General features: G+C 64.1%; 28 protein-coding genes. 15 read left to right on the top strand and 13 right to left on the bottom strand.

Translation table 11 applies throughout. From position 1 onward, the window contains the following. The first annotated feature begins 1 nt into the window (after window position 1). Entirely contained in the window at window positions 2-1,048 is a 1,047-nt protein-coding gene (locus tag ACUCV0_RS17540) for a magnesium chelatase ATPase subunit I (RefSeq protein ID WP_482213261.1), read from the top strand. Window positions 1,049-1,158: 110 nt separating this feature from the next. Then, complete coding sequence (locus ACUCV0_RS17535; RefSeq protein WP_482213260.1) at window positions 1,159-1,713, top strand: vWA domain-containing protein; 555 nt, start codon at window positions 1,159-1,161, stop codon at window positions 1,711-1,713. 129 nt (window positions 1,714-1,842) lie between these two features. Here the strand turns inward: ACUCV0_RS17535 and ACUCV0_RS17530 are convergent, their stop codons facing one another. From ACUCV0_RS17530 to ACUCV0_RS17515, 4 genes are all read right to left on the bottom strand, one after another. After that, window positions 1,843-2,763 (bottom strand): metal ABC transporter substrate-binding protein, encoded by a 921-nt coding sequence (locus ACUCV0_RS17530; protein ID WP_482213259.1) that lies wholly within the window; start codon window positions 2,761-2,763, stop codon window positions 1,843-1,845. 11 nt (window positions 2,764-2,774) lie between these two features. Then, the gene (locus ACUCV0_RS17525) at window positions 2,775-3,644 is read right to left on the bottom strand and encodes a metal ABC transporter permease (protein WP_059314989.1); all 870 of its coding nucleotides are present in this window, start codon (window positions 3,642-3,644) and stop codon (window positions 2,775-2,777) included. Beyond that, entirely contained in the window at window positions 3,641-4,375 is a 735-nt protein-coding gene (gene aztA, locus ACUCV0_RS17520) for a zinc ABC transporter ATP-binding protein AztA (protein ID WP_059314988.1), read from the bottom strand. The genes ACUCV0_RS17525 and aztA overlap by 4 nt, the downstream gene beginning before the upstream one ends. Before the next feature lie 274 nt (window positions 4,376-4,649). Next, a complete protein-coding gene (locus ACUCV0_RS17515) occupies window positions 4,650-5,747 on the bottom strand; it encodes a DNA topoisomerase IB (RefSeq protein WP_482213258.1) in 1,098 nt (365 codons plus the stop codon). An 81-nt stretch (window positions 5,748-5,828) separates the two neighbouring features. Between ACUCV0_RS17515 and ACUCV0_RS17510 the strand changes: the two genes are divergently transcribed. From ACUCV0_RS17510 to ACUCV0_RS17480, 7 genes are all read left to right on the top strand, one after another. Continuing rightward, entirely contained in the window at window positions 5,829-6,086 is a 258-nt protein-coding gene (locus ACUCV0_RS17510; protein ID WP_271654955.1) for a DUF3253 domain-containing protein, read from the top strand. Window positions 6,087-6,161: 75 nt separating this feature from the next. Next, the gene (locus tag ACUCV0_RS17505; protein ID WP_482213257.1) at window positions 6,162-6,470 is read left to right on the top strand and encodes a PepSY domain-containing protein; all 309 of its coding nucleotides are present in this window, start codon (window positions 6,162-6,164) and stop codon (window positions 6,468-6,470) included. Then, window positions 6,410-6,766, top strand: coding sequence for a PepSY domain-containing protein (locus tag ACUCV0_RS17500; protein WP_482213256.1), 357 nt, complete (start codon window positions 6,410-6,412; stop codon window positions 6,764-6,766). The genes ACUCV0_RS17505 and ACUCV0_RS17500 overlap by 61 nt, the downstream gene beginning before the upstream one ends. Continuing rightward, on the top strand, window positions 6,767-7,432 hold the full coding sequence (locus ACUCV0_RS17495; RefSeq protein WP_323149134.1) for a response regulator transcription factor: 666 nt from the start codon (window positions 6,767-6,769) through the stop codon (window positions 7,430-7,432). Then, on the top strand, window positions 7,429-8,772 hold the full coding sequence (locus ACUCV0_RS17490) for a sensor histidine kinase (RefSeq protein WP_482213255.1): 1,344 nt from the start codon (window positions 7,429-7,431) through the stop codon (window positions 8,770-8,772). The genes ACUCV0_RS17495 and ACUCV0_RS17490 overlap by 4 nt, the downstream gene beginning before the upstream one ends. A 67-nt stretch (window positions 8,773-8,839) precedes the next feature. Further along, window positions 8,840-10,516 carry a methyl-accepting chemotaxis protein gene (locus ACUCV0_RS17485; RefSeq protein ID WP_482213254.1) on the top strand — a complete coding sequence of 559 codons (1,677 nt, stop codon included), beginning with the start codon at window positions 8,840-8,842 and terminating at the stop codon, window positions 10,514-10,516. Window positions 10,517-10,641: 125 nt separating this feature from the next. Next, window positions 10,642-11,691: an AI-2E family transporter gene (locus tag ACUCV0_RS17480; RefSeq protein ID WP_059314981.1), complete on the top strand. Its 1,050-nt coding sequence runs from the start codon at window positions 10,642-10,644 to the stop codon at window positions 11,689-11,691. A gap of 189 nt (window positions 11,692-11,880) precedes the next feature. Here ACUCV0_RS17480 and ACUCV0_RS17475 read toward each other — a convergent pair whose 3' ends face one another. Then, window positions 11,881-12,750, bottom strand: a complete 870-nt coding sequence (locus ACUCV0_RS17475) for a MurR/RpiR family transcriptional regulator (RefSeq protein ID WP_271654949.1) — start codon at window positions 12,748-12,750, stop codon at window positions 11,881-11,883. Between the two features lie 163 nt (window positions 12,751-12,913). On the opposite strand from ACUCV0_RS17475, the gene zwf reads away from it, so the two are divergent. From zwf to rluB, 4 genes are all read left to right on the top strand, one after another. Then, complete coding sequence (zwf, locus tag ACUCV0_RS17470) at window positions 12,914-14,383, top strand: glucose-6-phosphate dehydrogenase (RefSeq protein WP_059314979.1); 1,470 nt, start codon at window positions 12,914-12,916, stop codon at window positions 14,381-14,383. Further along, on the top strand, window positions 14,370-15,080 hold the full coding sequence (pgl, locus tag ACUCV0_RS17465) for a 6-phosphogluconolactonase (RefSeq protein WP_059314978.1): 711 nt from the start codon (window positions 14,370-14,372) through the stop codon (window positions 15,078-15,080). The genes zwf and pgl overlap by 14 nt, the downstream gene beginning before the upstream one ends. A 20-nt stretch (window positions 15,081-15,100) precedes the next feature. Next, window positions 15,101-15,739 carry a bifunctional 4-hydroxy-2-oxoglutarate aldolase/2-dehydro-3-deoxy-phosphogluconate aldolase gene (locus ACUCV0_RS17460; RefSeq protein ID WP_482213253.1) on the top strand — a complete coding sequence of 213 codons (639 nt, stop codon included), beginning with the start codon at window positions 15,101-15,103 and terminating at the stop codon, window positions 15,737-15,739. A 308-nt stretch (window positions 15,740-16,047) separates the two neighbouring features. After that, window positions 16,048-17,100 carry a 23S rRNA pseudouridine(2605) synthase RluB gene (gene rluB, locus ACUCV0_RS17455; RefSeq protein ID WP_059314977.1) on the top strand — a complete coding sequence of 351 codons (1,053 nt, stop codon included), beginning with the start codon at window positions 16,048-16,050 and terminating at the stop codon, window positions 17,098-17,100. Window positions 17,101-17,131: 31 nt separating this feature from the next. Here rluB and ACUCV0_RS17450 read toward each other — a convergent pair whose 3' ends face one another. The 5 genes from ACUCV0_RS17450 to ACUCV0_RS17430 all read right to left on the bottom strand — a co-directional run bounded on the left by ACUCV0_RS17450 (window position 17,132) and on the right by ACUCV0_RS17430 (window position 21,656). Continuing rightward, window positions 17,132-18,055 carry a GGDEF domain-containing protein gene (locus tag ACUCV0_RS17450; protein WP_313649379.1) on the bottom strand — a complete coding sequence of 308 codons (924 nt, stop codon included), beginning with the start codon at window positions 18,053-18,055 and terminating at the stop codon, window positions 17,132-17,134. Between the two features lie 173 nt (window positions 18,056-18,228). Further along, window positions 18,229-19,230, bottom strand: a complete 1,002-nt coding sequence (locus ACUCV0_RS17445) for an NADP-dependent oxidoreductase (protein WP_059314975.1) — start codon at window positions 19,228-19,230, stop codon at window positions 18,229-18,231. Window positions 19,231-19,287: 57 nt separating this feature from the next. Continuing rightward, window positions 19,288-20,472 (bottom strand): benzoate/H(+) symporter BenE family transporter, encoded by a 1,185-nt coding sequence (locus ACUCV0_RS17440; protein ID WP_434774245.1) that lies wholly within the window; start codon window positions 20,470-20,472, stop codon window positions 19,288-19,290. 8 nt (window positions 20,473-20,480) lie between these two features. Then, window positions 20,481-21,086 carry a LysE family translocator gene (locus ACUCV0_RS17435; protein ID WP_313649377.1) on the bottom strand — a complete coding sequence of 202 codons (606 nt, stop codon included), beginning with the start codon at window positions 21,084-21,086 and terminating at the stop codon, window positions 20,481-20,483. A 108-nt stretch (window positions 21,087-21,194) separates the two neighbouring features. Then, window positions 21,195-21,656, bottom strand: a complete 462-nt coding sequence (locus ACUCV0_RS17430) for a MarR family transcriptional regulator (RefSeq protein WP_313649376.1) — start codon at window positions 21,654-21,656, stop codon at window positions 21,195-21,197. Window positions 21,657-21,736: 80 nt separating this feature from the next. Between ACUCV0_RS17430 and ACUCV0_RS17425 the strand changes: the two genes are divergently transcribed. Continuing rightward, window positions 21,737-22,906, top strand: a complete 1,170-nt coding sequence (locus tag ACUCV0_RS17425; protein ID WP_482213252.1) for an aminotransferase-like domain-containing protein — start codon at window positions 21,737-21,739, stop codon at window positions 22,904-22,906. Window position 22,907: 1 nt separating this feature from the next. Continuing rightward, on the top strand, window positions 22,908-23,507 hold the full coding sequence (locus ACUCV0_RS17420; RefSeq protein ID WP_482213251.1) for a glutathione S-transferase family protein: 600 nt from the start codon (window positions 22,908-22,910) through the stop codon (window positions 23,505-23,507). Between the two features lie 45 nt (window positions 23,508-23,552). On the opposite strand, the gene ACUCV0_RS17415 is transcribed toward ACUCV0_RS17420, so the two are convergent. The 3 genes from ACUCV0_RS17415 to ACUCV0_RS17405 all read right to left on the bottom strand — a co-directional run bounded on the left by ACUCV0_RS17415 (window position 23,553) and on the right by ACUCV0_RS17405 (window position 25,767). Further along, complete coding sequence (locus tag ACUCV0_RS17415) at window positions 23,553-23,975, bottom strand: hypothetical protein (RefSeq protein WP_237140510.1); 423 nt, start codon at window positions 23,973-23,975, stop codon at window positions 23,553-23,555. Window positions 23,976-24,314: 339 nt separating this feature from the next. Further along, complete coding sequence (locus ACUCV0_RS17410) at window positions 24,315-25,214, bottom strand: manganese catalase family protein (RefSeq protein ID WP_482213250.1); 900 nt, start codon at window positions 25,212-25,214, stop codon at window positions 24,315-24,317. Window positions 25,215-25,254: 40 nt separating this feature from the next. Next, window positions 25,255-25,767: a ferritin-like domain-containing protein gene (locus tag ACUCV0_RS17405; protein WP_059314968.1), complete on the bottom strand. Its 513-nt coding sequence runs from the start codon at window positions 25,765-25,767 to the stop codon at window positions 25,255-25,257. Window positions 25,768-26,084: the final 317 nt, after the last annotated feature.

Below are 26,084 nucleotides of genomic sequence, written 5' to 3'. Positions count from 1 at the left end.
AATGACCGTTCCCGTCTTCCCCCTGGCCGCCGTGGTCGGCGCGGACGACCTGAAACTGGCGCTGTGCCTGAATGCCATCGACCCCCGCATTGGCGGGGTGCTGATCGAAGGCCCCCGCGGCATGGCCAAGTCGACCCTGGCGCGTGGTTTGGCGGATCTGCTCGGGGACGGCCCCTTCGTCACCCTGCCGCTGGGGGCCAGCGAAGAGCGCATCGTTGGCACCCTGGATCTGAACGCCGCCCTCGGCGCGGGGCAGGCGCGCTTCGCGCCCGGGGTGCTGGCCGCTGCGGACGGGGGTGTGCTCTATGTCGACGAGGTCAATCTGCTGCCGGACCACCTAGTGGACCTGCTGCTGGACGTAGCCGCCAGCGGTCTCAACCGGATAGAGCGCGACGGCATCTCCCATGAACATGCTGCCCGTTTCCTGCTGGTAGGCACCATGAATCCAGAGGAGGGCGAGCTGCGTCCGCAGTTGCTCGACCGCTTCGGTTTCGCCCTGGCACTGGACAGCCGGCCGGCGCCGCGTGAACGCGCTGAGATCTTGCGTCGGCGACTGGCCTTCGACAGCGATTCCACGGCCTTCGTCGCCCAGTGGGAGCCTGATCAGGCGCGGTTGCGCGCGCGTTGTGCCCAGGCCCGTGAACGCCTGGCCAGCATTCCCCTGGATGATGCGGCCCTTGAGGCCATCACCTCGGGCTGCCACCAGGCTGGCGTCGATGGCCTGCGCGCCGACCTGGTCTGGCTGCGCGCCGCTCGAGCGCATGCCGCCTGGCGCGGCGCCGTGGCGATAGAACACGCGGACATCACCACCGTAGCCGACTTCGCCCTGCGCCATCGGCGGAGGGACCCAGCGGATTCCGCTCACATAATACCACCCCTACAGGATGAATCACCTTCTTCCGCTACTCCTGAGCAGGGGATGGGTGATCAACAGGGACAGGGTGAAGGCGAGCCTGCGGGAGGTGAGGGAGACGCCTGGGGTGCCCTGGCGCCAGAGCCTGTGGCAGGCGGCCCCAGACGTCGACTGGGCGGGCTAAAAAAGCCCTAGGCATCCGATCTCCCCACACCCAGGATCGCGATGCCCGGGTCGGGGTGGGCAAGGCGTCAGGCGGTCGTCAGGGCGCACGGTCACCGGGCGCAGCAGGCGCTATTGCCTGGATGCCCACATTGCTCCGTGGCCGCCCGCAGCGCATGAGCGATTTCGTGCGGCAGCCTCGCAGTCGACGGCCAGCACAGCTCTGGCTGGTGATCCTCGATCACTCTGCGTCCACTCGTCGTCATGGCGCCTTGGCCCAGGCCAAGGGGCTGCTGGCCGACTGGTTCGAACAGGCCTATCGACAGCGGGTCCGGGTGGCGGTGCTGCAAGCGGCAGGCGAGCGACCCGAGTGGTCCTTCCAGGGACAGCGTAGTGGCCAGGTGTTGCAGGCCTGGTTGGATCAGCTGGGAGCAGGCGGCGGCACGCCGTTATTGGCCGGGCTGGCGGAAGCTGAGGGCTGGCTGGCGCGCCGCCGTCGGCAGCATCCCGGTGAGGAGTGCCAGCTACTGCTGGTTACCGATGGGCGTCTGCGCGAGCTGGAAGGCCTGGCGGTCCCGGATTGCCCCATTCGGGTCCTGGACATCGAGCTGGGTCCCCTGCGCCTGGGGCGGGCAGCGGAACTGGCTCGGCGCCTTGGGGCGGAGTACCGGCATCTCGAAGAGGTGCCGGTCGTCTAGCCCTGTTGGGCTTCACTGCGCTCAGCCCAACCTACGGATGCTACGGACGTAGGTTGGGCTGAGACGGCTCTGCCGTCGAAGCCCAACGCAGCGAGGCTTCCGTCTTGCGCTGTCGGGAGGGTTCCGCTGTCAGTGTGCGCCCTTCATCGCCTTGACCAGGGTATCCACGTTGTAGCGGAACATGGCCGCGTAGGTAGGCGCCGGGCCATCGGCGGGTGACAGGGCCTCCACATAGAGCTCGCCACCCGGTTGCGCGCCGCTGGCCTTGGCGATCTGTTGTACCAGGCGTGGATCATTGGAGTTCTCGAAGAAGTAGGCGGCAACGTGCTCCTGCTTGATCTGGCGGATCAGCTTGGCGACGTCCTGGGCCGAGGCCTCGGCTTCGGTCGACAGCCCCAGGGGCGAGATGAAGGTCACGCCATAGGCATCGGCGAAATAGCCGAAGGCATCATGGGAGGTCAGCACCTTGCGCTGGGCCTTGGGTACCTGGCCAATCTGTTCGCGGGCATAGCGATCCAGGGCCTCCAGTTCGGCGATGTAGCGATCGCCGTTGGCCTTGAACAGGGCGGCATCGGACGGATCCACCTCGGACAACGCCTTCACCACGTTGCGGGTGTAGACGATCACGTTGAGCGGGCTGTTCCAGACGTGGGGATCGATGCCGCCATGGTCATGACCGTGGTCGTCGTGACCGTGTTCATCCTCGTCTTCTGCCATTTCCCGGGTCTTGACGCCTTGGCTGAGCACCACTGGCGGACGCGCCTGGCCGGAGGCCTTGATCAGCCGATCCATCCAGCCTTCCAGGTGCAAGCCGCTCATGAAAACTACGTCGGCCTGCTTCAGCGCCTGGGCATCGGCCGGCGTGGGCTCGTAGGCATGAGGATCGCTGTTGGGACCGACCAGCGAGGTGACCTGCGCCTGGTCGCCGCCTACCTGTTTGACCACGTCGGCGATTACGGTAAAGGTGGCGACGGCCTTGACCGGCGCGGCCTGTGCCTGGCCGGCAACGGCGAGCAGCAGGGCGGCGCCCAGCGAGAACAGGGATTTCATGATGACTCCTTTCAGTGGGTGAGATGAGGGCGAGGACGTAGCCGCCGGTACAGGCCCAGACGGCCGAACAGCAGGGAAAAGAGGTAGCAGCCGCCAGCGGTAAGCACGATGGCGGGCCCCGACGCATAGCCAAGGTGGTACGACAGCACCAGGCCGACCAGGCCGCTGAGACTGGCGATGAGGCTGGCCACCGCCATCAGGCCGGGCAGGCTGGTGGCCCAGAAGCGCGCAGCCGTGGCCGGAAGCATCATTAGGCCCACCGCCATCAGGGTGCCTAGGGCCTGAAAGCCGGCCACCAGGTTGAGCACCACCAGCAACAGGAACAGCAGGTGATAGAGGGAGCCACGACCGCCAACGGCGCGCAAAAAGCCCGGATCGAAGCATTCCAGGGCCAGCGGTCGATAGATCACGGCCAGGACCAACAGCGACAGGGTGGCGATGCTGGCGACCAGGTAGAGCGCAGTGGAGTCGATGGCCAGGATGGTGCCGAACAGCACATGCAGCAGATCCACACTGGAACCATGCAGCGACACGATCAGCACCCCGGCGGCCAGGGAGATCAGGTAGAAACTGGCGAAGCTGGCGTCTTCGCGCTGATTGGTAAAGCGGCTGACCAGCCCGGCGAGTCCGGCCACCAGGAGCCCGGCGAGCATGCCGCCGATACCCATGGCCGGTAGTGACAGACCCGCGACCATGAAGCCCAGGGCTGCGCCGGGTAGCACGGCATGGCTCATGGCATCGCCTACCAAGCTCATGCGCCTGAGCATCAGCAGGACGCCGACCGGACCGGCGCCCAGCGCCAGGGCCAGGCAGGCAACCAGGGCGCGGCGCATGAAGCCGAACTCGACGAAGGGTTCGAAAAGCAGCTGATAGAGGGTCATGCGCGCTCACAGACCGCCGCGTTGGCGTCCCAGCGCTCGGCGAGATTACGCGCCCGAGCCAGGTTGTCGGCTACCAGCACCTGCTCGGTGCTGCCCCAGGCGATGGCTTCCCGGGCCAACAGCAGGGTCTCGGGGAAATGCTGGCGGACCTGCTCAAGGTCGTGCAGCACGGCGATCACGGTGCGGCCCTGACCATGCCAGCGGCGGACTATGGTCAGCAGATCCGCAGTGGTTCGGGCATCGATGGCGGTGAAGGGCTCGTCGAGCAGCAAGACGGGCGCGTCCTGCAGCAGCAGGCGGGCGAACAGCACCCGCTGGAATTGCCCGGAGGACAGGGCGCCTACCAGACGATCTTCAAGGCCTTCGAGACCTACCGCCCGCAGTGCCTGGCACGCCTCCTGCCGGTGGGCAGCGGTGACGCCACGCCAGATGCCCAGTCCGCGCCAGGCGCCTAACACCACGGTTTCGAGCACGCTGAGGGGAAAGCTGCGGTCGATCTCCGCGGCTTGTGGCAGATAGCCCAGGCGTCTTTGGGATACGGCCCGGTTGACCCGCCCGCTGACGGGACGCAAGGTGCCGGCGATGGCTTTGAGCAGGGTCGACTTGCCCGCCCCGTTAGGGCCGACGATGGCGGTGAGACTCCCGGTCCGAAAACGGCCGCTGAGGTGGTGGATGGCAGGGTGACGCTGATAGGCCAGGGTCAGGTCCTGCAATTCGATGGCGGCGCTCATGGCAAGGCGACCGCCCAGGAGACGGCCAGCCACAGGGCGACCAGTGGAATGCAGGCGAGCAGCAGGCGAGTAGGGACGGAAAGCAGCAGGAGGGAAGAGCGGTGGGGTGCCATGATCGAACCTTGATTAACGTCCTTTAAGTTATAACATAACGTTTTTGGTGAGTCATCAAGGCGGTTGGCGGCTGTGCGAAGGCGACATGAGTGGGCAAGGCGCGCTACGAGCGGCCAATAGGTCAGGGTGGAAGAGAGGGCGGCCTAAGCCGCCCTGATCATCAGGCGGCCTGCGTTTCCGCCATCCGCTGCTCCAGGCGTTGCAGGAAGTTGAGCAGCAGCACCTCTTCCTCCTTGAGGCCCTTGAGCTTGCGCGGTTTGGGTAGGGTGCAGAGGTCGCCGGCGAGGAAGGCATCCAGCACGCCCGGATGGATATAGCACTTGCGGCACACCGCTGGGGTATTGCCCAGGGTGCGGGACACCGCTTTGACCATGTCCACCAGCTCCTTCTTGGCGTCGGTCTGGGTCTCGCAGCGCAGTTCACGCAGGGCTTCCAGCGCCAGGGCGCTGCCGGCCCAAGTGCGATAGTCCTTGGCCGTGAAGTCGGCGCCAGTCAACTCGTGCAGGTAGGCGTTGACGTCGGAAGAGGTCACGGTGTGACGTTCGCCATCGGCATCCACGTACTGGAACAGGTGCTGGCCGGGCAACTCCCGGCATTTCTTCACGGTGCGTGCCAGGCGCGGATCGCTGACCTTGATGTTGTGCTCCACGCCGCTCTTGCCACGGAAGTGGAAGGCGATGGTGTTGCCATGGACTTCGGCGTGCCGGTTGCGCAGGGTGGTAAGGCCGTAGGACTTGTTGCTCTTGGCGTACTGGGCATTGCCAACGCGGATGAGGGTGGCATCCAGCAGGCTGATGACCGTAGCCATGACCTTTTCCCGGCACAGGCCTCGCCGGGCGAGATCCTCTTCCACGCGCTGGCGCAGCTTGGGCAGGGCCTGACCGAAGGCCAGCATCCGCTCGTACTTGTCGGTGTCGCGGATCTCCCGCCAGCGGGGGTGATAGCGATACTGCTTGCGGCCGCGAGCATCGCGACCGGTGGCCTGCAGATGGCCGTTGGCATCCGGACAGATCCATACCTCGGTATAGGCCGGCGGGATGGCCAGCTTGTTGATGCGCTCGACCTCGGCCTGGTCGCGGATGCGCTCGCCGTCCGGGGTGAAATAGGCCCATTTGCCGCGCAGCTTGCGCCGACTCAGGCCCGGCTGACTGTCGTCGACGTAGCTGAGGTCGGGCGGCAAGGGGGTGCAGAGGGCGGTACCGGTGTCATCACGCTCGTCATCGGGGACGGGCAGGTCGGTCTGGGCGAGACGTTGCATTACTTTCGAGCGAGAGGTCATGACTACACCGACGTTTTCCTGGTCGAAACGGTGGACTCCAGGAAAAGGGACCGGGTTCTCATGACCGCACTCAAGCCGACCGACGCACAGTTGCGTGACGCCTTGCTGGCCAAGGCGGCGGCACGGCGCCCAGGCACGACCTTCTGCCCTTCGGAAGTGGCTCGCGACCTGGCCGCGGACTGGCGGCCGCTTATGGAGCCGCTGCGCCATGCGGCTCGCGAGCTGGCCCGCGACGGTCGGCTGCGGGTGACGCAGAAGGGCGAACCCCTGGATGCCGAAGTGCCCTGGCAGGGCCCGATCCGATTAAGCTTGGCTTAAGTGCCGTTTAAGTTTCGATTAATGGCGAATCGCTACTCTGGACCCAGATCGAACTGCAACCAGAGAGGAATCACCATGAAAAAGCTGACCACCATCGCTGCTGCCGCCTTCCTGCTCACCGGCGTGGGCGTAGCCCAGGCCCGCGACCTCGGCCCCGACGAAGCCCTCAAGCTGCGTGACAGTGGCAAGATCAAGAGCTTCGAGGTGCTCAACCAGGCCGCCATTGTCAAGCACCCGGGTTCGACGACCCACGAAACCGAGCTGGAAGAAGAATACGGCCGCTATGTCTACCAATTGGAACTGCGTGACCCCAAAGGTGTGAAATGGGATCTGGAACTCGACGCCACCACCGGCCAAGTCCTGAAAGACCAGCGCGACGACTAGGTGTCGCGCTGGTCGGGCTGCTGTTGCTCGGCAGCCTGCCACCCCTGATCCAGGCTCGCGATCTGGATCAGGACGAGGCCTTGAGGCTTCGCAAGGAAGGGGTGATCCGCCCGTTGGAATCCCTGTTGCAACAGGTCAATGCTCGTTATCCCCAGGCACGGCTGCTGGAGGCCGAGCTGGAGGAGGAGGACGGCCAGTATCGCTACGAGATCGAGATTCTCGTCGATAATGTGGTCCGCGAGCTGGAAATCGGCGCGATGGACGGCGCTATCATGAAAGACGAGGTGGACGATTAGATGCGCTTGCTGCTGGTGGAGGACGACGTAGCCCTGGCCGACGAGATCGCCGCATTCCTTGCCCGCCAGGGTTATGCCGTCGACTGGCTGGCGGATGGTCGGGACGCGGCCTGGCAGGGCGCCCAGGAGCCCTATGATCTCATCGTGCTCGACCTCGGCCTGCCGGGGCGACCAGGCCTGGAGGTGCTCGGCGAGTGGCGCGCCGCCGCCCTGGCAACCCCGGTATTGATCCTGACCGCCCGTGATAGCTGGGCGGAGCGTATCGAGGGTCTCAAGGCCGGTGCCGATGACTACCTAACCAAGCCTTTCCATCCCGAGGAGCTGGGCCTGCGCATCGCCGCGCTGCTGCGGCGGGTGCGGGGCGTGACCAATCAGCCGTTGCTGCAGGCCGCGGGGCTGGCGCTGGACGAGGCGCGCCAGTGCGTGGTTCGCGGCAGCGACACCATCCCCCTGAGCGCCGCGGAGTTTCGCCTGCTGCGCTGCTTCCTGCTGCATCCCGGGCAGATCCTGTCCAAGACGCGCCTGAACGATCATCTTTACGATGGTGAGAGCGAGCGTGATTCCAACGTCATCGAGGTGCACGTCAACCATCTGCGGCGCAAGCTGGGGCGAGACGTCATCGAAACACGCCGCGGTCAGGGCTATCGCCTGGGCGGTGTGGATTGAGGTCCATCCAGGCCCGGCTCAGGATCGGGCTGGTTGCCATTCTGCTGGTGGCGGGGCTGCTGCTGGTGCTGAGCGGTGCCTGGCTGGTGGACCACGCACTGCGGCGCTATCTGGAAACCGGGTTGCGCGGTGAGACGGAAAACCTGCTGGCTGCTCTGGTGCGCGGCCCTCATGGCCTGCAGTTGGACGAAGGCCGCCTGGGCAGTCTGTACACCCGGCCCCTGTCTGGCCGCTATTTCCTCATCGAGATTCCGGCGCTGGATATCCGCTGGCGCTCGCGCTCGCTCTGGGATGCCCAGCTCGAGACACCGTCCGCCGAAGGCCTGACCGAGTCGCTAGCCGACGGACCTAGTGGCCAGCAGCTGCTCACCTATCGTGCCGACTATCAGCGCTATGGCCAGCGCGTGAGGGTGACCGTCGCCGATGACTACAATCCGCTGTTGGCGAGCCTGACCCGTATCCTTGGCCTCGGTGCCCTGTTAGGGCTGGCGACGCTGCTGCTGGTGTTGCTCCTGCAGCGGCTCATCGTCCGCCGCGCGTTGCGACCGCTGGACCAGGTGCGCGAGCAGATCGCCCAGCTGCATCAGGGGCGGCGCACGGCACTGGACGCCACGGTACCTGCCGAGCTGGTACCGCTGGTAGCCGAGATGAATGGGTTGCTGCGACACACGGATGAGGGCCTCAAGCGCGCGCGCCACGGCATTGGCAATCTGGGGCATGCGCTCAAGACGCCCCTGGCGGTGCTCACCAGCCTGACCGAGCGCCCCGAGCTGCAGGCGCTGCCTGATCAGCGCGATGTATTGCGCGAGCAGCTGGCACGCATCCGTGAACGGCTGGAGCGGGAGCTGCGGCGTGCCCGGCTCGCCGGCGAGGCCCTGCCCGGGGCGCACCTGGAGGTCGCGGAGCTACAGGAGCTCTGCGCGTTGCTCAGGCGCGTGCATGGCGAGCACCTGACCTTCGACTGCCAGCTACCGGAGGGGCTCCGCCTGCCCTGGGATCGGGAGGATCTGCTGGAGTTGTTTGGCAATCTGCTGGACAACGCGGGCAAGTGGGCCACGCAGCGGGTACGCCTGGAAGTCCGGCAGGAGGAGGGGTATCTGATCTTGGTCGAGGACGATGGTCCGGGCGTACCGGAAGGTGAGCGTCAGGCCATCTTGAGTCGCGGCAGCCGCCTGGATGAAGCCGTGGCGGGCCACGGTCTGGGACTGGGAATCGCGCGGGACATCGTCGACGGTTGCGCTGGAACCCTTGAGTTAGAAACCTCGGCGCTCGGTGGGCTCGCCGTGGTCATTCGGCTGCCGGCACCAGGAGTGGGTAAAAAAAATTCGTTCGAGAGGTGACTCCGCGGTCAAGTTCGCGGGCAGGAGGCCGATAACGGCCCAAGCTCTTGCGACCAAGGAGAAACCCATGAGCCTGAAAGTCAAAGTTACCCTGTTGGCCTTGCTACCCGTCTGCCTGTTTACCCTTGTACTGGGTGGCCTGTCCTACTGGGTATTGCATGAGCAGGCACTCAAGGATGTCACCGACGCCCGCGAGCGGCTGATGGCCCAGAGTCGTAGTGCGTTGCAGAACACCGTCGAGACGGCCATGACCGTGGTCAAGCCGTTGTACGACAAGGCCGCGGAAGGTGATGCCGAGGCGCGCAAGGAGGCCATCCGCCTGTTGTCGTCGATCAGCTATGGCAAGGACGGCTATATCTTCGGCTACGACTCCAACGTCGTCCGGCTGTTCAAGGGCAATGACCCGGCCGGCATCGGCAAGAGCTTCAAGGACAACCGCGATCCTGCGGGCGTCTACCTCAACCAGGAGTTGGTGCGTGCCGGCAAGGACGGCTCTCACTTCAGCCGCTACAGCTCCTCGCTGCCTGGCAACAAGGACATGCTGGTCCCCAAGCTCGCCTACACCGATTACCTGCCCAAGTGGGACCTGGTGATAGGGTCGGCGGTAAACCTGGACGGTGTGGACGCCGAGGTCGCGGCGGTAGCCGATCAGGTCGCCGAGCGCACCCGTGCCCAGCTCTGGCTGATCCTCGGCGTGGCCGGCGTGCTGCTGGTGGTAATCGGTATCGTGGCGCACGTCTTCGCGGCGCGGACCCTGAGACCCCTGGCGCAGATCCGCGAGAATCTCGACGACATCGCTGCCGGGGAGGGCGATCTCACTCGCCGCCTGCCGGTCAACGGTCGCGACGAGATCGGTGAGCTCGCTGCCTCCTTCAATCGCTTCGTCGATCGGATCCAGGGCACCATCAGCCAGGTCGTCGACATCACCCAGCAATTCACCGGTCTGCTCGGCGATGTCGCTCGGCAGGCCCAGCACACCGATCGCGACATGCAGCGTCAGCGCAGCGAAACCGATCAGGTGGCCACCGCCATCAACCAGATGTCCGCTGCAGCCCAGGAAGTGGCCAGTAGCGCGCTGAAGGCCTCGGAGGCGACCCGGGAGACCGAGGAGCAGGGCCGTCTGGCCCGGGAAACGGTTGCCACCAGCGTGACGCGCATCCATGAACTGGTCGAAGAGGTCCGCCAGAGCAGCGTCTCCCTCGACGGCCTCAAGCAGGATGTGGGGGCCATCGTTGGCGTTCTGGATGTGATCCGCGCCATCGCCGAACAGACCAACCTCCTGGCCCTCAACGCCGCCATCGAGGCAGCCCGGGCCGGTGAAGCCGGTCGCGGCTTCGCCGTCGTGGCCGACGAGGTGCGGGCGCTGGCCAGTCGCACCCAGCAGAGCACCCAGGAGATCCAGGGCATGATCGATCGCCTGCAGCAGGCGACGGGACGTGCGGTAGGCGCCATGGAGCGCTCGGGTGGCATGGGTGAGGCGACCACCGCCCAGGCCGAGCAGGCTGGCACCGCGCTGGCCGCCATCAGCGAGCTGATCGCCACCATCAACGCCATGAACATCCAGATCGCTGGCGCCGCCGAGGAGCAGACCGCGGTGGCCGAGGAGATCAATCGCAGCGTCCATACCATCGCCAATGCCGTCGACAGCATGGCTCAGGGTGCTCAGCAGGGGGCCCAGAGCACCGCCGGGATGGTCGGCCTGGGCGAACGCCTGAACGGGTTGGTCCGCCAGTTCCGTGTATGATCCGGAGGCGCGCCGGAAGCTCCGGCGCGCCTCTCCAGGCCGAGTTGGGGGTGCTTATGGGAACCCCACGGCTTCCGAGGCTCTAAGCAAGGCCTGTCTTCCTTGTTTGGAATCGCGAAACGCCAATGAAAAGTGCTCGGCTGGAAAACAAGACGTTCCTGATCCTGCTGGTGGTGGTCTCGCTGGCCTTCGTCTGGATCCTCACCCCCTTCCTGGGCGCGGTGTTCTGGGGGGCCATCCTCGCCATCCTGTTCGCCCCCCTGCAGCGCTGGTTCGTCAGCCGCTTCAACAACAGACGTAATCTCGGTGCCCTCTGCACCCTGTTCGTGATCCTGCTCATCGTCATCCTGCCGGTGGTGTTCATCGCCATTTCCCTGGTGCAGGAAGGCTCCCTGCTCTACCAACAGATCAGTAGCGGTCAACTCAATTTCGGCCAGTACTACCAGCAGGTCTGGGGTGCGCTACCGGACTCGGTCCGTGGCGTCCTGCAGCGCTTTGGCGCTGGTGACCTGGATGGCATCCGCCAGAAGCTGTCCACCGGCGCCATGCAGGGCAGTCAATGGGTCGCCACCCAGGCGTTCAGCTTTGGCCAGGGCACCTTCCAGTTCCTCATCGGCTTCGGCGTGATGCTCTATCTGCTGTTCTTCCTGCTGCGCGACGGTTCGCAGCTGGTGGCGATGATTCGCAAGGCCATACCGCTCAGCGACATGCACAAGCGCAGCCTGATGGCCAAGTTCACCGCCGTGGTGCGCGCCACGGTCAAGGGCAACATCATCGTCGCTGCAGTACAGGGCGCTCTGGGTGGTTTTATCCTGGGTGTGCTGGGGGTCCAGGGCGCGGTGCTCTGGGGTACCCTGATGGCCTTCCTATCGCTGTTGCCCGCGGTCGGCTCGGCGCTGATCTGGGTACCGGTGGCGATCTACTTCCTGGCGACCGGTTCGGTGCTCAAGGGAGTGATCCTGATCGTCTTCGCGGTGGTGGTAATCGGCCTGGTGGACAACATCTTGCGCCCTATCCTGGTGGGCAAGGACACCAAGATGCCCGACTACGTGGTGCTGATCTCCACCATCGGCGGCATGTCGCTGTTCGGTCTCAACGGCTTCGTCATCGGCCCGCTGATCGCGGCGCTGTTCATGTCGACCTGGGACCTGTTCAGCCACCGCGACGACATCTGAAAACCCGCTTGCGGTCTGCCTGGTGTCGGCCAGGCGTCGTTGAAAATGCGCTGGAAGGCAGCCCTGTTGGAAGCTCGTTTACTAAAGGTAAGCGGGCTTCCTCGGGCGGTTTCGCGGGCTCGTCCAGATCTTGTTCGATGCCGGTGTGCGAGCTCGCAAGCAGGCTTTTACTTGCAGGTCTGGGTGCCCTCAGCCCTGGTCCGGCTCCGAGGGATAGCGGGTCGCGACCAGGCTTTCCTTGACCTTGCGCAGGTGCGGCTGGAAATCCACGCCGCGCTTGAGGGTCACCCCGGTCGCCAGGATGTCCAGCACGGTGAGCTGGATGATCCGCGAGGTCATGGGCATGTAGATGTCGGTGTCTTCCGGCAGCGGGATGTCCAGGCTGAGGGTACAGACCTTGGCCAGCGGGGTATTGCTGGCGGTGAGGCCGAGCACCGAGGCGCCGTTATCCCGCGCCAGCTTGGCCACGTCCACCAGCTCACGGGTGCGTCCGGTATAGGAAATGATCACGAACAGCTCGCCAGTCCGGGCGATGGACGCCAGCATCCGTTGCATCAGCACGTCCGAATGCGCCGAGACCGCCATGTTGAAGCGAAAGAACTTGTGCTGGGCATCCAGGGCCACCGGCGCCGAGGCGCCCAGGCCGAAGAAGTGGATCTGCCGAGCCTGGATCAACAGGTCGACCGCGCGATCCACCACCCCGGCGTCCAGGCGCTGGCGGGCACTGTCCAGCGAGGCGATGGTGCTGCTGAAGATCTTTTCCGCATAGGCCTCGGGACCGTCGTTGGCGGCCACCGCCTGACTGACGTAGACCGCACCACTGGCGATGCTCTGCGCCAGCTGGATCTTCATTTCGGGATAGCCGCTCACGCCAAGGGAGCGGCAGAAACGATTGACCGTGGGTTCGCTGACCTGCGCCGCCTGGGCCAGGGCCGCGATGGTGTAACGCGTGGCCTGCCGGGGATTTTGCAGGATGACCTCGGCGACCTTGCGCTCCGCGCGATTGAGTTCGCCGATACGGGTCTGGATGGTTTGCAGCAGGGTGCTGGCACGATCCATGAGAACTCCTAGTGGTTGTTGTGCCTCTATCCTAAGGCTATAAAAGGTTTGGACCAGGCTGACTCTGGGCCGTATTTTTTAATATAAAGACTACGCGAATCGCCCCGGCTCCCCTATGATGGCGCTGGAATATCTCAAACTTTAAGTAAAAGAACGAATATTTATGGCTGGCGTCCGAGTTCTACCCTGTACCCTGGCAATCTTCGGCGCGTTGGGCGATCTGGCCCTACGCAAACTTTTCCCTGCCCTGTATCAGCTGGATCGTGAAGGTCTGCTGCACGAGGATACCCGCATCATGGCGCTGGCGCGTGACCAGGGCGATGGGGTCAAGCAGCTTGAGCACATCGAGGAGCGTCTGCGCCACTATGTGCCCAAAGCCGATTGGGACGAAGCGGTATGGACCCGGATGCGCGCTCGCCTGGGCTATCGCGCCATCGATTTCCGCAATCGCGAAGACTATACGGGACTGGCGGAGGATGTGGGCGAGACCGCCCCGCTGATCGCCTATTTTGCCACTCCGGCGTTGGTCTACAGTGCCATCTGCGAGAACCTCGCCGCCGTCGGTCTGTGCGAGCGTACCCGGGTGGTGATGGAAAAGCCCATCGGTTATGACCTGGAATCCTCCAAGGTGGTCAACGATGCCGTGGCACGTTTCTTCCCTGAAGACCGCGTCTATCGCATCGACCACTACCTGGGCAAGGAAACCGTCCAGAACCTCATCGCCCTGCGTTTCGCCAACAGCCTGTTCGAGACCCAGTGGAACCAGAACTACATCTCCCACGTGGAAATCACCGTGGCCGAGAAGGTCGGTATCGAAGGTCGCTGGGGCTATTTCGACCAGGCCGGTCAGTTGCGCGACATGGTGCAGAACCATCTGCTACAGCTGCTCTGCCTGACCGCCATGGATCCGCCGGCGGATCTTTCGGCCGATAGCATCCGCGACGAGAAGGTCAAGGTGCTCAAGGCACTGGAGCCCATCACCGCCGATCAGCTGGCCAGCCGCGTGGTCCTGGGGCAGTACACCTCGGGCTACAGCGATGGCAAGCCGGTACCGGGCTACCTGGAAGAGCCCAACTCCAATACCGAAAGCCGCACCGAGACCTTTGTCGCCATCCGCGCGGATATCCGCAACTGGCGCTGGTCCGGTGTGCCTTTCTATCTGCGCACCGGCAAGCGCATGCCGCAGAAGCTGTCGCAGATCGTCATCCACTTCAAGGAACCACCACACTACATCTTCGCGCCGGAGCAACGCAGCCTGATCAGCAACCGCCTGATCATCCGCATCCAGCCGGATGAGGGCATCTCGCTGCAGGTGATGAGCAAGGACCAGGGCCTGCGCAAGGGCATGCAACTGCGCAGTGGTCCGCTGCAACTCAACTTCTCCGAGACCTTCAAGCACCTGCGTACGCCGGATGCCTATGAGCGGCTGCTGCTGGAAGTCATGCAGGGCAACCAGTCGCTGTTCGTTCGCAAGGACGAAATCGAAGCGGCCTGGAAATGGTGCGATCAGCTGATGGACGGCTGGTCGAAGATGGGCGATTCGCCCAAGTCCTATGCCGCCGGCAGCTGGGGTCCGCTGACCTCCATCGCATTGATCGCACGAGACGGGAGATCCTGGTATGGCGACATCTGATCTGGGGCAGGGTGTGACCCTGCACGAATGGCCCGACCGCGAGGCCCACGCCGCGGCGCTGGCCGAGACGGTCACCGCGGCGCTGCGCGAAGCCCTGGCTGCCCGTGGCGAAGCGCTGCTGATCGTTTCCGGTGGCCGCAGTCCGGTGCCTTTCCTGGAGCGTCTGGCCCAGGCCGACCTCGACTGGTCCAAGGTGCTGGTCACCCTGGCCGATGAGCGTTGGGTGCCAGGCGACCATCCCGACAGCAATGGCGGCCTGTTGCGCAAGCACCTCTTCCAGGGACCGGCCGCTGCTGCGGGTTTCGTCGATCTCTACACGCCAGCGGCGACCACGGAAGAGGGCATGGCCCTGACCGAGGCCCGCCTGCGCGATGCCTTGGCGACCCCTGATGTCTTGGTCCTGGGAATGGGCGATGACGCCCACACCGCCTCGCTGTTCCCGGGTAGTCCTGGCCTGGAAGAGGCCCTGGACCCGACCAGCGAACGCTTGAGCTTTCCCGGCGTAGCGCCATCCGCGCCCCAGACCCGGATCACCTTGAGCCGTGCCTATCTGAGCCGCGCCCGTCAGCAGATCCTCGCCGTCCAAGGCGCGGGCAAGCGACAGGTACTGGAAACCGCTCTGGCCGAGGGCGACGAGCTGGCCACTCCGATCAAGGCGTTCCTGCGCGAACCCCTGGTCGTCTATTGGTGCCCCTGACGAGGAGTTGAGTTTTGGACATGCAGAACAAGATCGCGACCCTAGATGCCCTGTGCGCCCGCGCGCGAATCCTGCCGGTGATCGTGATCAACGATCCGGCCGACGTATTGCCGTTCGCCGACGCCATGGCCGCGGGTGGTCTCACTGCGCTGGAGATCACCCTGAGATCAGCCCATGGGTTGGATGCGGTGCGTCTGCTGCGTCAGGAACGTCCCGAGCTGGACGTCGGGGTCGGCACGGTGCTCGATGTGCGGATGTTCGAGGCGGCGGTCGAGGCCGGTGCCCAGTTCATCGTCACACCCGGTACCACCGAGGAGATCCTCCAGGCTGGGGTTTCGGCACCCATTCCGCTGCTGCCAGGCATCGCCACGCCGTCGGAGACCATGCAGGCGTACCGCCTTGGCTATCGCCGCTTCAAGCTGTTCCCCGCCAACGTCTATGGAGGCGTGGATGCACTTAAAGCCTTCGCCGGTCCCTTCGCCGAGCTCAAATTCTGCCCCACCGGTGGCGTCAATCCGGGCAATGTGAAGAACTACTTCCAGCAGCCGAACTTGCTGTGCGTGGGCGGTAGCTGGATGCTGCCCGGCGATGTGGTGAAGGCCAAGGACTGGACGCGCGTCGAACAGCTCTGCCGCGACGCCCTGGCGACGCTCGACTGATACTGCGGCCATTCGTCACCTGCCAGGCTAGTGTGGTGTCTCTGAAGTTCGTGCAAGAATTGGCGAGTGATTTTTTGGCGGTTCGGCGCTCCGATGTGGCGAGGCGCCGGGAGGAGTCATAGCAGGGCTATGGCGAGAAGTGGCAACGCCGCCAAAGCCGAAAAAGCGCCGCCAAGATTGTGCAGTCAACTTCTGAGACGCCACACTCGCTAGGCTGGCGCGAGCAGGGGCGCTATCATGCGCCCCTGTCTTTTTCCTGGTGCCCGTTCCGCGGTGCCTTTGTCGTCCACTACACCGGGAGGTGCCTGATGACCCTCGACAAGAATCTCCAAAACGAATCCCTCGACGAAACCCCACCTGCGCCAGCCGGCGAAAAGCTGCAGAAGGTGCTGTCGCGCCTGGGCGTTGGCTCGCGTCGCGACGTCGAAGCCTGGATCGGCGAAGGCCGCATCAAGGTCAACGGGGTGGTCGCCCCCCTGGGTCTGAGGGTCATGCCCAAGGACGCCATCGCGGTGGACGGGCGCCTGCTCAAGCGCGATCAGGCCGAGGAAGTGGTACGGCGTGTGCTGATCTACAACAAGCCCGAAGGCGAGATCTGCACCCGTGACGACCCCGAAGGTCGGCCTACCGTGTTCGATCGATTGCCCAAGCCCAAGCAGGGTCGCTGGATCAACGTCGGTCGCCTGGACATCAACACCACCGGCCTGCTGCTGTTCACCACCGATGGCGAATTGGCCAACCGGCTGATGCACCCGTCCTACCAGATGGACCGTGAGTACGCGGTACGGGTCCGCGGCGAGGTGACCGAAGAGATGCTGCTGCGCCTGAAGAACGGGGTGATCCTCGAAGACGGTCCTGCGCGCTTCACCGACGTCCAGCAGGCACCTGAGGGTGATGGCTTCAACCACTGGTTCCATTGCGTGGTGATGGAAGGCCGCAACCGCGAAGTACGCCGGCTGTGGGAATCCCAGGGCCTGGTGGTGAGCCGTCTGAAGCGCGTGCGTTTCGGTCCGGTATTCATGACCAGCGATCTGCCGGTTGGACGCTGGCGCGAAATGAACCAGGCGGAGATCGACATCCTCGCGGGCGAAGTCGGCCTGCCACCGGTAGCGCTCCCGTCCATGGGGGGTAAGACCAAGGAAAAGATCGAGCGTCAGCAGCGCAAGACCGCGCGGCCGATCGATGCCGGTCGGGGTTCGCGCAACAAGACCAGCAAGACCAGCAAGCCCCAAGGCTCTGCCGTGGCTGAACGGCCCAGCGAGATGGGACGCAAGCCGGTAAGCAAGGGCCGTACCTCGCCGGGCATCGCCCCGCGTCGTGGACCCAGCGGTGGCGGTACTGGCAAGGGCGGTCGCCGTTAAGCAATAACGGTCGCCTGGCTACAGGCGACCTTCAGGCCAGGCTGCAAAGGCGATTGCGGCCCTCGGCCTTGGCCTGGTACAGGGCTTGATCCGCGCGCAGCACCAAGCAGCGCGGCGACTCTACTTCTCTCAAGGTCGCCAGACCGATGCTCAGGGTCACCGGCAGTGGAATGACCCCATCCGTCGTACCCTGAGCCTCCACTGCCGCCCTCAGACGTTCGGCCACGATCCGCGCCGCCTCATTGCCGGTGGCTGAGAGCAGAACGCAGAATTCCTCGCCGCCAAAGCGAAAGACCATGTCCATGCTTCTCAGGCTGTTGCCGAGCGTGCAGGCGGTCTGGCGCAACACATCGTCACCCACGCTGTGGCCGAAGCGGTCATTGACGCGCTTGAAGTGATCCAGATCCAGCATCAGCAGCGACAGCGGCTGTTGGGTACGCCGTGACAGCTCAAGTTCGCGTACCAGGGCACGATCCAGGGCGCTGCGGTTGCCGACGCCAGTCAGAGGATCGCGGAGGGCATTGTTCAAGGCCTCGCGATAGAGCAGGGCGTTGCGAAGGGGAAACATCAGGCTGCCGAGCAGGTATTCCAGGGCCGAGAGTTCGTTGTCTCGAAACGGGTCGTGACGGATGAAGCTCAGGTCGCCCAGGCGGATGTCACCCTGGCTCAGGTGGTAATGCACCTGATGACCTTCTTCCAGACCGAGGCGGATGGCCACGTCTTCTCGCGCATGGCGGTAGCTGAGTCCGGGTAGCTCGATGAGGGTGCCCACTTCCTGCTGGAAGAGCTGCAGCACCCGTTCGAGATCCAGGGACGACTGCAGCATGGAGGTCAGGCGTTGGCGTAGCGTGCCAAGGACCTCAGGGTTGCTTTCGCGGCTGAAGGCAGCCTGACTGGCGTTACGCTGTTGACGCGCGCGATCGAGATTGATGGTGTTGGATGAGGGCGGGACCATGCCTGTTCTCCTTGGCCGATGGCCTCGCTACAGCGAGAACCGTGCCAGCTCAGGAGAATCAATGAAATCAACTACTTAGCGATATGCTGGCCAGTGGCCGTCTGTAAGTTGACGTCTTTTACCCAAGCGGACCGCCAAAGCGGCCCGCTCGTGACGATTTTCCGACGCCTAGTTCAGACCTTGAGAACCAGCTTGCCGAAGTTCTCGCCAGAGAACAGCTTCATCAGGGTCTCGGGGAAGGTATCCAGGCCTTCCACCACGTGCTCGCGGGATTTGAGCTGACCATCGGCCAGCCAGATCGCCAGCTGCTGTTGGGCTTCGGCGTAGCGAGCGGCGTGGTCCAGCACGATGAAACCTTCCATGCGTGCCCGGTTGCTGAGCAGCGCCAGGTAGTTCTGCGGGCCCTGGACCTTGTCGCTGTTGTACTGGCTGATGGCGCCACAGAGCACCACCCGCGCGCGGAAGTTGATCTGTGTCAGCACCGCATCCAGGGTTTCGCCGCCGACGTTGTCGAAATAGACGTCGATACCGTTGGGGCATTCGCGACGCAGCGCAGCCGCCAGATCCGGCTCAGCCTTGTAGTCGATGGCGGCGTCGAAGCCCAGTTCCTCGATCAGATAGCGGCATTTTTCCGCGCCGCCGGCGATGCCCACTACGTGGCAGGCCTTGAGCTTGCCGATCTGGCCGACCATGCTGCCCACCGCACCGGCAGCGCCGGAGACCACGATGGTCTGGCCAGCCTTGGGCTCACCGACCTCCAGCAGACCGAAGTAGGCGGTCAGACCGGTCATGCCGAGCACCGAGAGATACTGAGGCAGGCTGGCCTTGCTCGGATCCACCTTGTAGAAGCCTTGGGGGTCGCCGAGGTAGTAGTCCTGGATGCCGAGCATGCCGTTGACCGTGTCGCCGGTCTTGAAATCCGGGTGGTTGGATGCGACCACCTCACCCACGCCCAGCGCGCGAATGACCTCGCCGATGCCGATGGGCTTGATATAGGACTTGCCTTCGTTCATCCAGCCACGCATGGCTGGGTCGAGAGAGAGAAACAGGTTCTTGATCAGCACCTGACCGGCGCCGGGTTCGCCGACTGGCTGCTCGACGCGCTCGAAGGTGTCGGCGGTGGGTTCTCCGGACGGGCGCTTGGCGAGCAGGAACTGGCGATTGGTACGGGACATGGTGTTCTCCTGACGTGAAGGATCCAGTTCCGACCGGTCAGGAGGGGCTGAGGTTTCCTAGCGGCGTGCGGTGAGTAGCAAACTGGCCAAAAGACCAGCCACCAGGCCCCAGAAGGCGGAGCCGATGCCGGCCAGCGTCAGCCCCGATGCAGTGACCAAAAAGGTGATCAGCGCCGGTTCGCGCTGGCCAGGGTCGGCCAGGGCGCCATGCAGGCCGTTCATGATGGAACCTAGCAGGGCCAGCGCGGCCACCGAGATTACCAGTTCGCCCGGCAGGGAGGCGAACAGCGCCGCCAGGGTCGCGCCGAACAGACCGGCCATGCCATAGAAGAGGCCGCACCAGACCGCGGCGGTGTAGCGCTTGCTGGCATCTTCATGGGCCTGAGGGCCGGTGCAGATCGCGGCGCTGATAGCCGCCAGGTTGATGCCGTGAGAGCCGAAGGGGGCCAGTAGCAGTGAAGCGATCCCTGTGGTGGCGATCAGCGGCGAAGCCGGTACGTCGTAGCCATCGGTACGCAGCACGGCGATACCGGGCATGTTCTGGGAGGCCATGGCCACCACGAACAGCGGGATGGCGATGCCGATGGTTGCAGCCAGGGAAAAGGTCGGCACGGTCCATACCGGGACGGCCAGCTCCAGCCGCAAGCCATGGAAGTCCAGCAGGCCCAGCCCGGCGGCCAGCATGAGGCCGACCATCAGAGCCACCAGTACGCAATAGCGCGGCCACAGCCGCTTGGCCACCAGATAGGCGAGGGCCATGCCCAGTACCAGCGCGGTCTGGTGCTGGACCGCAGTACAGATCTCGATGCCGATGCGAAACAGGATGCCTGCCAGGAGGGCGGCGGCGAGCGCTGGCGGCACCCGGCGCAGCAGGCGGTCGACGCTACCGGTCAGGCCGCAGAGGGCAAGTAGCACCGCGCAGATCACGAAGGCGCCGATGGCATCGCTGTAGGGCACCGACGGCAGGCTGGTGACCAGCAGGGCGGCGCCCGGAGTCGACCAGGCGATGACGATGGGGGTGCGGTACTTCAGCGAGAGGCCGATGGTGGTCACGGCCATGCCGATGGACAGCGCCCAGATCCAGGAGGAAATCTGTCCGGTGCTCAGGCCGGCGTTCTGACCGGCCTGGAACATCAGCACCAGGGAGCTGGTGTAGCCCACCAGCATGGCGACGAAACCGGCGACCACGGCGGCGGGAGAGCTATCGGCCAGAGGTGTCAGCCGTTGCGGAGCAGCGTGCATGGCGAGCCTCAGTGATGGCCAAACAGGATGGGGTAGAGGGACAGTACCAGCAGCAGCGCCATGCTCCAATTGAACAATCGCAGTCGCGCAGGACTGCTGAGCAGCCGCCGCAAGCCCATGCCGAACAGCGTCCAGAGGCTGACGCTGGGCAGGTTGATCAGGGCGAAGAGCACGGCGACCAGCAACAGGTTGCCGGTGAAGTTCTCGGCCGGGATATAGGCGGTGACGGCGCCGATGGCCATGACCCAGGCCTTGGGATTCACCCACTGGAAGGCCGCGGCCTGAAAGAAGCCGAAGGGCTTGCCGCTACCTGTCTCTCGTGGTGTGGGCGCTGACGCGGTAGCCAGTTTCCAGGCCAGATAGAGCAGGTAGGCGCCACCAATCACCCGCAAGGCGATCTGCAGGGGTGGATAGAGCACGAACAGCTGGCCCAGGCCCAGGCCGGTACAGATGACCAGCAGCATATGACCGAGGCTGATGCCGAACATGTGCGGCAGGGTACGCCGGAAGCCGAAGTTGACCCCTGATGCCAGCAGCATCATGTTGTTGGGGCCCGGCGTGGCGGAGGAGACAAAGGCGAAGAGCATGAAGGCAGAGAGCAGTTCGACGGTCATGAGGACATTCCTGGGCTTTGCGCCAGCTTAGCCAGGCGTCGACAGGCGGTATCCGTACACCAAGGCCGCGAACGACCGATACAGTTCTGCATGATCGATCAGGTGTTCTCAACTGTCCTGGCTAACAGCCTCGGTATCGTGATGGCCGGCCAAGGCCTGATTGAACGCCAGCCAACCCGCGGCGGCGTCCGGGCCGACTGCGCCCAGGGCCGCTTGCACCAGCCGCATCTGTTCCCGTCTCAGGGTCTGTTCCAGCGCCGCACCGCCACGGGTCAGCGACAGCCGCCGTTTACGCTTGTCCGCGGTATCCGTCTCCATGATCACGAGTTGCATCTCCAGCAACTGCCGCAGCGGGATGTTCAGCGCCTGCTTGCTGACGTTGAGCACCTCCAGCAAGGCTTTGTTGCTCAGCCCGGGTTCGCGGGCGATGAAGAACAGGATGCGCTGGTGCACTCGGCTCAGTCCGCGGCGGGCCAGCATGTCGTCGGCCTTGGCGGTGAAGGCCTGGTAACCGAAGAAAAAGGTCTCCATGACCAGGCGCTGCTGGGTGGTCTGATTTAGGTCAAGCATATTGACTTGTCTTTCAAGGGTGGATTAGGGTCGGTCAAGTAGTTTGACTCATTGCCAGGCCGCGGGCCACAGGAGGGCAGATGGCATTTTCCGAACGGGTGACCCGACTCAAGAGCAGCCTGATCCGTGACATCCTGGCGGCGGCACAGCGGCCGGAGGTGATGTCCTTCGCCGGTGGCCTGCCGGCTGAGTGTTGTCTGCCCACCGTGGACTGGAGTGGAATGCCACCCGGGCTTGGGCAGTACGGCATGAGCGAGGGTGAACCGGCGCTACGCGAGGCCATCGCCGCCCAGGCGCGTGCCTATGGGCTGGACTGCACGGCGGAACAGGTGCTGGTGACCACGGGCTCACAGCAGGCGCTGGATCTGATCGCCAAGCTGTACCTCGACGTCGGCACCCCGGTACTGGTGGAAGGGCCTACTTACCTGGCGGCCCTGCAGAGCTTCCAGTTCTTTGGCGCTGAGTGCCTGGGTGTCAGCCTGACCTCCGAGGGGCTCGATCTGGAGGAGCTGCGTGAACGCCTGGAGCAGCAGCGGCCAGCGTTCGCCTATCTGATCCCGACCTTCCAGAATCCCTCCGGCGTGCGTTATTCCACGGCCAATCGCGCGGCGGTGGCGGCGCTGCTGGATGAATTCGCGGTGACCCTGGTCGAGGACGAGCCCTATCGCGAACTCAGCTACGACGGCGCACCGGCGCGGCCGCTGTGCGCTCAGCTCAAGCGCAGCGCCTGGATCCATACCGGCAGTCTGTCCAAGTCGCTGATGCCTGGTTTGCGGGTGGGCTATCTGATCGCCTCACCCGACCTGCTCCAGCCGCTAAGAGCCCTCAAGCAGGCCGCCGATCTGCATACCTGCCGCATGAGCCAATGGCAGGTGCTGCAGTGGCTGGGCAGTGAGCGTTATGAGCGGCACCTGGCCGAGTTGCGCAGTTTCTATCGCGAGCGCCGGGACGGTTTCGCCGCGGCGCTCACGCGACACTTCAGCGATATCGCCGACTGGGAGCTACCCCAGGGTGGCCTGTTTTTCTGGCTGCGACTGAAAACGCCACTGGATACCCGTACGCTGCTGGACAGGGCGCTGGCACAGGATGTCGCCTTCATGCCGGGTGAGCCCTTCTTCGCCGATCCGGATCGACACCCTGGTCTGCTACGACTCAATTTCAGTCATGTGCTGCCCGCGCGGCTGGATACCGGCCTGGCGCGCCTGGCGGGCGTGATTCGGGACGCCACCCCTACCAACAAGGAGCTGTGAGATGTATCAGGTCTATGGCGATCGTCGTTCCGGCAACTGCTACAAGGTGGTGCTGATGCTGCACCTGCTAGGGCTGGACTATCACTGGCACGAGATCGATATCCTCGCCGGTGAAACCCAGCGCGAGGCGTTCCTGGCAAAGAATCCCAACGGCAAGATTCCGGTACTGGAACTGGAAGACGGCACCTGCCTGTGGGAGTCCAACGCCATCCTCAATTTCCTGGCCGAAGGCACGACCTTTCTGCCCCGCGAGCCCCGGCTACGGACCCAGGTGCTGCAGTGGCAATTCTTCGAACAGTACAGTCACGAGCCCTATGTGGCGGTGGCACGCTTCATCCAGCTCTACCAGGGAATGCCAGAGGAGCGTCGAGCCGAGCATCGACAGTGCCTGACGCGTGGTTACCGGGCGCTGGCAGTGATGGAGCAGCAGTTGCAGCGAACGCCTTTCCTGGTCGGCGAGTGCTACTCCATCGCCGATATCGCGCTCTATGCCTATACCCATGTGGCCGAGGAGGGCGGCTTTGCGCTGGACGATTTTCCGGCGATCAGCGCCTGGCTGGGCCGGGTCGCAGCGCAACCGGGCCATGTCGCCATCGGCTGAAATGAAAAAGGGGAGCAGTGCTCCCCTAGGCTGGCGCGCCTGGGTTCAGCGTGCGCTGACCACGAATTGCCAGTACTGGTTGAGCCGCCGCTCGCCACCGTTGGCGGTCAGCAGTACCGAGGACGGCGGCTTGGACTGCAGCGCCGGCAGGGATTTCATGAGGGTCAGCCAATTGCTGTAGTAGGTCTGCAGGCAGCGTCGTGCGGTACCGTTGTTTCGCAGGGAGGTCAGCGCCTTCTGGTAGGCGGGCTCGACCTGCGACAGGGCCTGGTCGACACAGCTGTCGGTATCGGAGAAACGTGCGGTGTCGCCGATGCGGGTACCGGCGATGACTGCCTTGTTCGCGCAACTCTTGAAGGCAAGCATGCTGGCCTGCTCGAACTGTAGGGCATCCTGGTCCATGGCGAAGGCGGGGGTACTGCATACGACGGCTGCAACGAAGGCTAAGGCGTAAGCGTGGCGTTTCATGGTGGCGTCCCTGGCTACGTCGAGATGACGTGATGGCATCAATGCACAGCGGCAGACTGCGCTGCGGGGCAAATGTTCAGCGCTAAAAGCGGCAAAACGCCATCAGGTGAATTCCACCAGACCGACGGTAGTGAGACCTATGAACAGGGCGGTCAGAGCGACCATGGCGAAGGCCAACAGATAATCTTCCATCAGGGGTTCCCTACTACGATGAGAGCGGTAGGACCGATGGCAAATGGCCAGGTTCGTGCAAAAGAGGGGGTAGGGCGAATTGGCCGACGGAAGGTCGTCAGCGCGGGGAGAAAGCGGCGACGCCATAAAGGCGTCGCCGCTTCTACATCACTCGTCCAGGCGGTTCTTGTCGAGCTGCTTGGCCAGGCCAGCGCCCAGATCGGCACCAGTCACCGGCGCGGCTTCGGGATCCGACATGGTCCGGGTGGCGAGCTGCTCCACCGCCTTGGCCTGCATGGGCGGCAGCTTGACGCTGGCCATGCCGTCGCCGCCATCCGCGGCAGGTCCGGGCTGCTCCACGTATTCCCAATCCTGACCCTGGTTCCAGGGACCGCGCAGATCGCCTTCGCCTTGCGACATGTTGTAGTAGACGCTGGCGAACTCCGGACGCGGCGGCATCTTGCCCTGGGGAAAGTTGGGCTGGATGGAGTGCAGGGCATTCTCGAAGGATTTCTGGTGGGCGATCTCGCGCGTCATCAGAAAGCTCAGGGTGTCCTTGATGCCCGCATCGTCGGTGACGTTGATCAGGCGTTCGTAGACGATCTTGGCCCGTGCTTCGGCGGCGATGTTGGACCTCAGGTCGATGGTCGGTTCACCGATGGTGTCGATGTAGGCCGCGGTCCAGGGTACGCCAGCCGAATTGGTCAGGGCCGGGCCACCACCGTAGAGAATCTGGGTGAGGTGGGAGTCGTTGCCCGCGCCGGTCAGGGAGCGATACATGTCCGCTTCTTCCTGGGTTTTCTCGGCCAGGTCGCCTTTGGCGCCCTTGTTCAGCATGGCGATCATCGAGCCGATGATTTCCAGGTGGCTGAGCTCTTCGGTGGCGATGTCGAACAGCATGTCCTTACGACCCGGGTCGAGCTCGGCTATCGCCTGGGTGAAATAGCGCATGGCGGCGGCGAGTTCGCCTTGGGGACCGCCGAATTGTTCCAGCATCAGGTTGGCAAGGCCCGGATTGGGCTCCGACACGCGCACGGTATATTGCAGTCGCTTGTTATGGACGAACATGTAACCTCCAGGGGCTAGTCACGGGTAGAGCACGGGCGGTTCAGCGCTTCGCAGTCAAATCGGGGTCGGCGGAGCGTTCCAGGAAGGCTCGGGTGGTGACGGGCAGGTCTTCCAGCAACCAGGCCGCCATGGCCTTCTCTTGTTCGAGGATGCGTTCGCAGGCCTGCTGCGTTTCGCGGTCGCCGACATCGGCAGCCGCTGCAATCAGGACGGTATAGGTAGCAATTTCGATGTTTTCGAACATGTAGCCGGCGATGGCGCCCTTGATGACCTCATCGCTCATGGGCGCGCCACCGATGGCCTGCCCCAGCGCCATCAACTTGCCGCCCATGTCCTTGAGGGTGGAGGCGCTGCTGCCGAGGCGGGTTAGGCAGCCTTCGAGCACTTGGCGTTGTTCCTGGGTTTCCTGGATGTGCTGCTCGATGCGCTGGCGCAGCTGCGGATAGTGCTCCAGTCGCGCGGACTGGGCGGAGAGCATTTTCTCGGCCTGTTCTTCCATGGCGTGGGCATCGCGCAGCCAGTCGATGAGGTTGTCTTTTTTGGAAGCGGTCATGAAAAACTCCTGCTCTTGAAGAGAGGCGACAACGGGCTGGAAGGCCCCGCCAGATTGCGATCTGTCTGCTTATTAGTGGCTTCTCTCTAGCCATAGATTCGCTGCGTGGTGGCCTTTCGGATCGATGGAAAGGTAGGCGACTGTTTGTTCTACAAGCGCAGCGGCAACGGGGTATCTGGCAGGGCGTTTTATTGGACAAGATTCCTTTTGCTGTACAAGTCTTGTCGCGGATTTTTTTGGTTTAGTCATATCTTTGCCGTTCGCACCCCCAGGTAAACCGTTCACCCCTAACTTGCCGGGCCCACTGGCTTCTGTGT

The organism is Pseudomonas sp. VMV1 (genome assembly GCF_056790235.1).
This window is presented reverse-complemented; position numbering and strand designations above follow the sequence as displayed.

Excerpts from the sequence above, each read along its gene's own strand:
- ACUCV0_RS17405 (WP_059314968.1), bottom strand. The coding sequence starts at position 25,767 with ATGACCGCTTCCAAAAAAGACAACCTCATCGACTGGCTGCGCGATGCC.
- ACUCV0_RS17535 (WP_482213260.1), top strand. The coding sequence starts at position 1,159 with ATGCCCACATTGCTCCGTGGCCGCCCGCAGCGCATGAGCGATTTCGTG.
- ACUCV0_RS17515 (WP_482213258.1), bottom strand. The coding sequence starts at position 5,747 with ATGCAACGTCTCGCCCAGACCGACCTGCCCGTCCCCGATGACGAGCGT.
- ACUCV0_RS17440 (WP_434774245.1), bottom strand. The coding sequence starts at position 20,472 with ATGCACGCTGCTCCGCAACGGCTGACACCTCTGGCCGATAGCTCTCCC.
- ACUCV0_RS17495 (WP_323149134.1), top strand. The coding sequence starts at position 6,767 with ATGCGCTTGCTGCTGGTGGAGGACGACGTAGCCCTGGCCGACGAGATC.
- ACUCV0_RS17410 (WP_482213250.1), bottom strand. The coding sequence starts at position 25,214 with ATGTTCGTCCATAACAAGCGACTGCAATATACCGTGCGCGTGTCGGAG.
- ACUCV0_RS17445 (WP_059314975.1), bottom strand. The coding sequence starts at position 19,230 with ATGTCCCGTACCAATCGCCAGTTCCTGCTCGCCAAGCGCCCGTCCGGA.
- ACUCV0_RS17505 (WP_482213257.1), top strand. The coding sequence starts at position 6,162 with ATGAAAAAGCTGACCACCATCGCTGCTGCCGCCTTCCTGCTCACCGGC.
- ACUCV0_RS17460 (WP_482213253.1), top strand. The coding sequence starts at position 15,101 with ATGCAGAACAAGATCGCGACCCTAGATGCCCTGTGCGCCCGCGCGCGA.
- pgl (WP_059314978.1), top strand. The coding sequence starts at position 14,370 with ATGGCGACATCTGATCTGGGGCAGGGTGTGACCCTGCACGAATGGCCC.
- ACUCV0_RS17430 (WP_313649376.1), bottom strand. The coding sequence starts at position 21,656 with ATGCTTGACCTAAATCAGACCACCCAGCAGCGCCTGGTCATGGAGACC.
- ACUCV0_RS17425 (WP_482213252.1), top strand. The coding sequence starts at position 21,737 with ATGGCATTTTCCGAACGGGTGACCCGACTCAAGAGCAGCCTGATCCGT.
- ACUCV0_RS17530 (WP_482213259.1), bottom strand. The coding sequence starts at position 2,763 with ATGAAATCCCTGTTCTCGCTGGGCGCCGCCCTGCTGCTCGCCGTTGCC.
- ACUCV0_RS17435 (WP_313649377.1), bottom strand. The coding sequence starts at position 21,086 with ATGACCGTCGAACTGCTCTCTGCCTTCATGCTCTTCGCCTTTGTCTCC.
- ACUCV0_RS17415 (WP_237140510.1), bottom strand. The coding sequence starts at position 23,975 with ATGAAACGCCACGCTTACGCCTTAGCCTTCGTTGCAGCCGTCGTATGC.
- ACUCV0_RS17485 (WP_482213254.1), top strand. The coding sequence starts at position 8,840 with ATGAGCCTGAAAGTCAAAGTTACCCTGTTGGCCTTGCTACCCGTCTGC.
- ACUCV0_RS17480 (WP_059314981.1), top strand. The coding sequence starts at position 10,642 with ATGAAAAGTGCTCGGCTGGAAAACAAGACGTTCCTGATCCTGCTGGTG.
- zwf (WP_059314979.1), top strand. The coding sequence starts at position 12,914 with ATGGCTGGCGTCCGAGTTCTACCCTGTACCCTGGCAATCTTCGGCGCG.
- ACUCV0_RS17450 (WP_313649379.1), bottom strand. The coding sequence starts at position 18,055 with ATGGTCCCGCCCTCATCCAACACCATCAATCTCGATCGCGCGCGTCAA.
- ACUCV0_RS17525 (WP_059314989.1), bottom strand. The coding sequence starts at position 3,644 with ATGACCCTCTATCAGCTGCTTTTCGAACCCTTCGTCGAGTTCGGCTTC.
- ACUCV0_RS17420 (WP_482213251.1), top strand. The coding sequence starts at position 22,908 with ATGTATCAGGTCTATGGCGATCGTCGTTCCGGCAACTGCTACAAGGTG.
- ACUCV0_RS17540 (WP_482213261.1), top strand. The coding sequence starts at position 2 with ATGACCGTTCCCGTCTTCCCCCTGGCCGCCGTGGTCGGCGCGGACGAC.
- rluB (WP_059314977.1), top strand. The coding sequence starts at position 16,048 with ATGACCCTCGACAAGAATCTCCAAAACGAATCCCTCGACGAAACCCCA.
- aztA (WP_059314988.1), bottom strand. The coding sequence starts at position 4,375 with ATGAGCGCCGCCATCGAATTGCAGGACCTGACCCTGGCCTATCAGCGT.
- ACUCV0_RS17475 (WP_271654949.1), bottom strand. The coding sequence starts at position 12,750 with ATGGATCGTGCCAGCACCCTGCTGCAAACCATCCAGACCCGTATCGGC.
- ACUCV0_RS17510 (WP_271654955.1), top strand. The coding sequence starts at position 5,829 with ATGACCGCACTCAAGCCGACCGACGCACAGTTGCGTGACGCCTTGCTG.
- ACUCV0_RS17500 (WP_482213256.1), top strand. The coding sequence starts at position 6,410 with ATGGGATCTGGAACTCGACGCCACCACCGGCCAAGTCCTGAAAGACCA.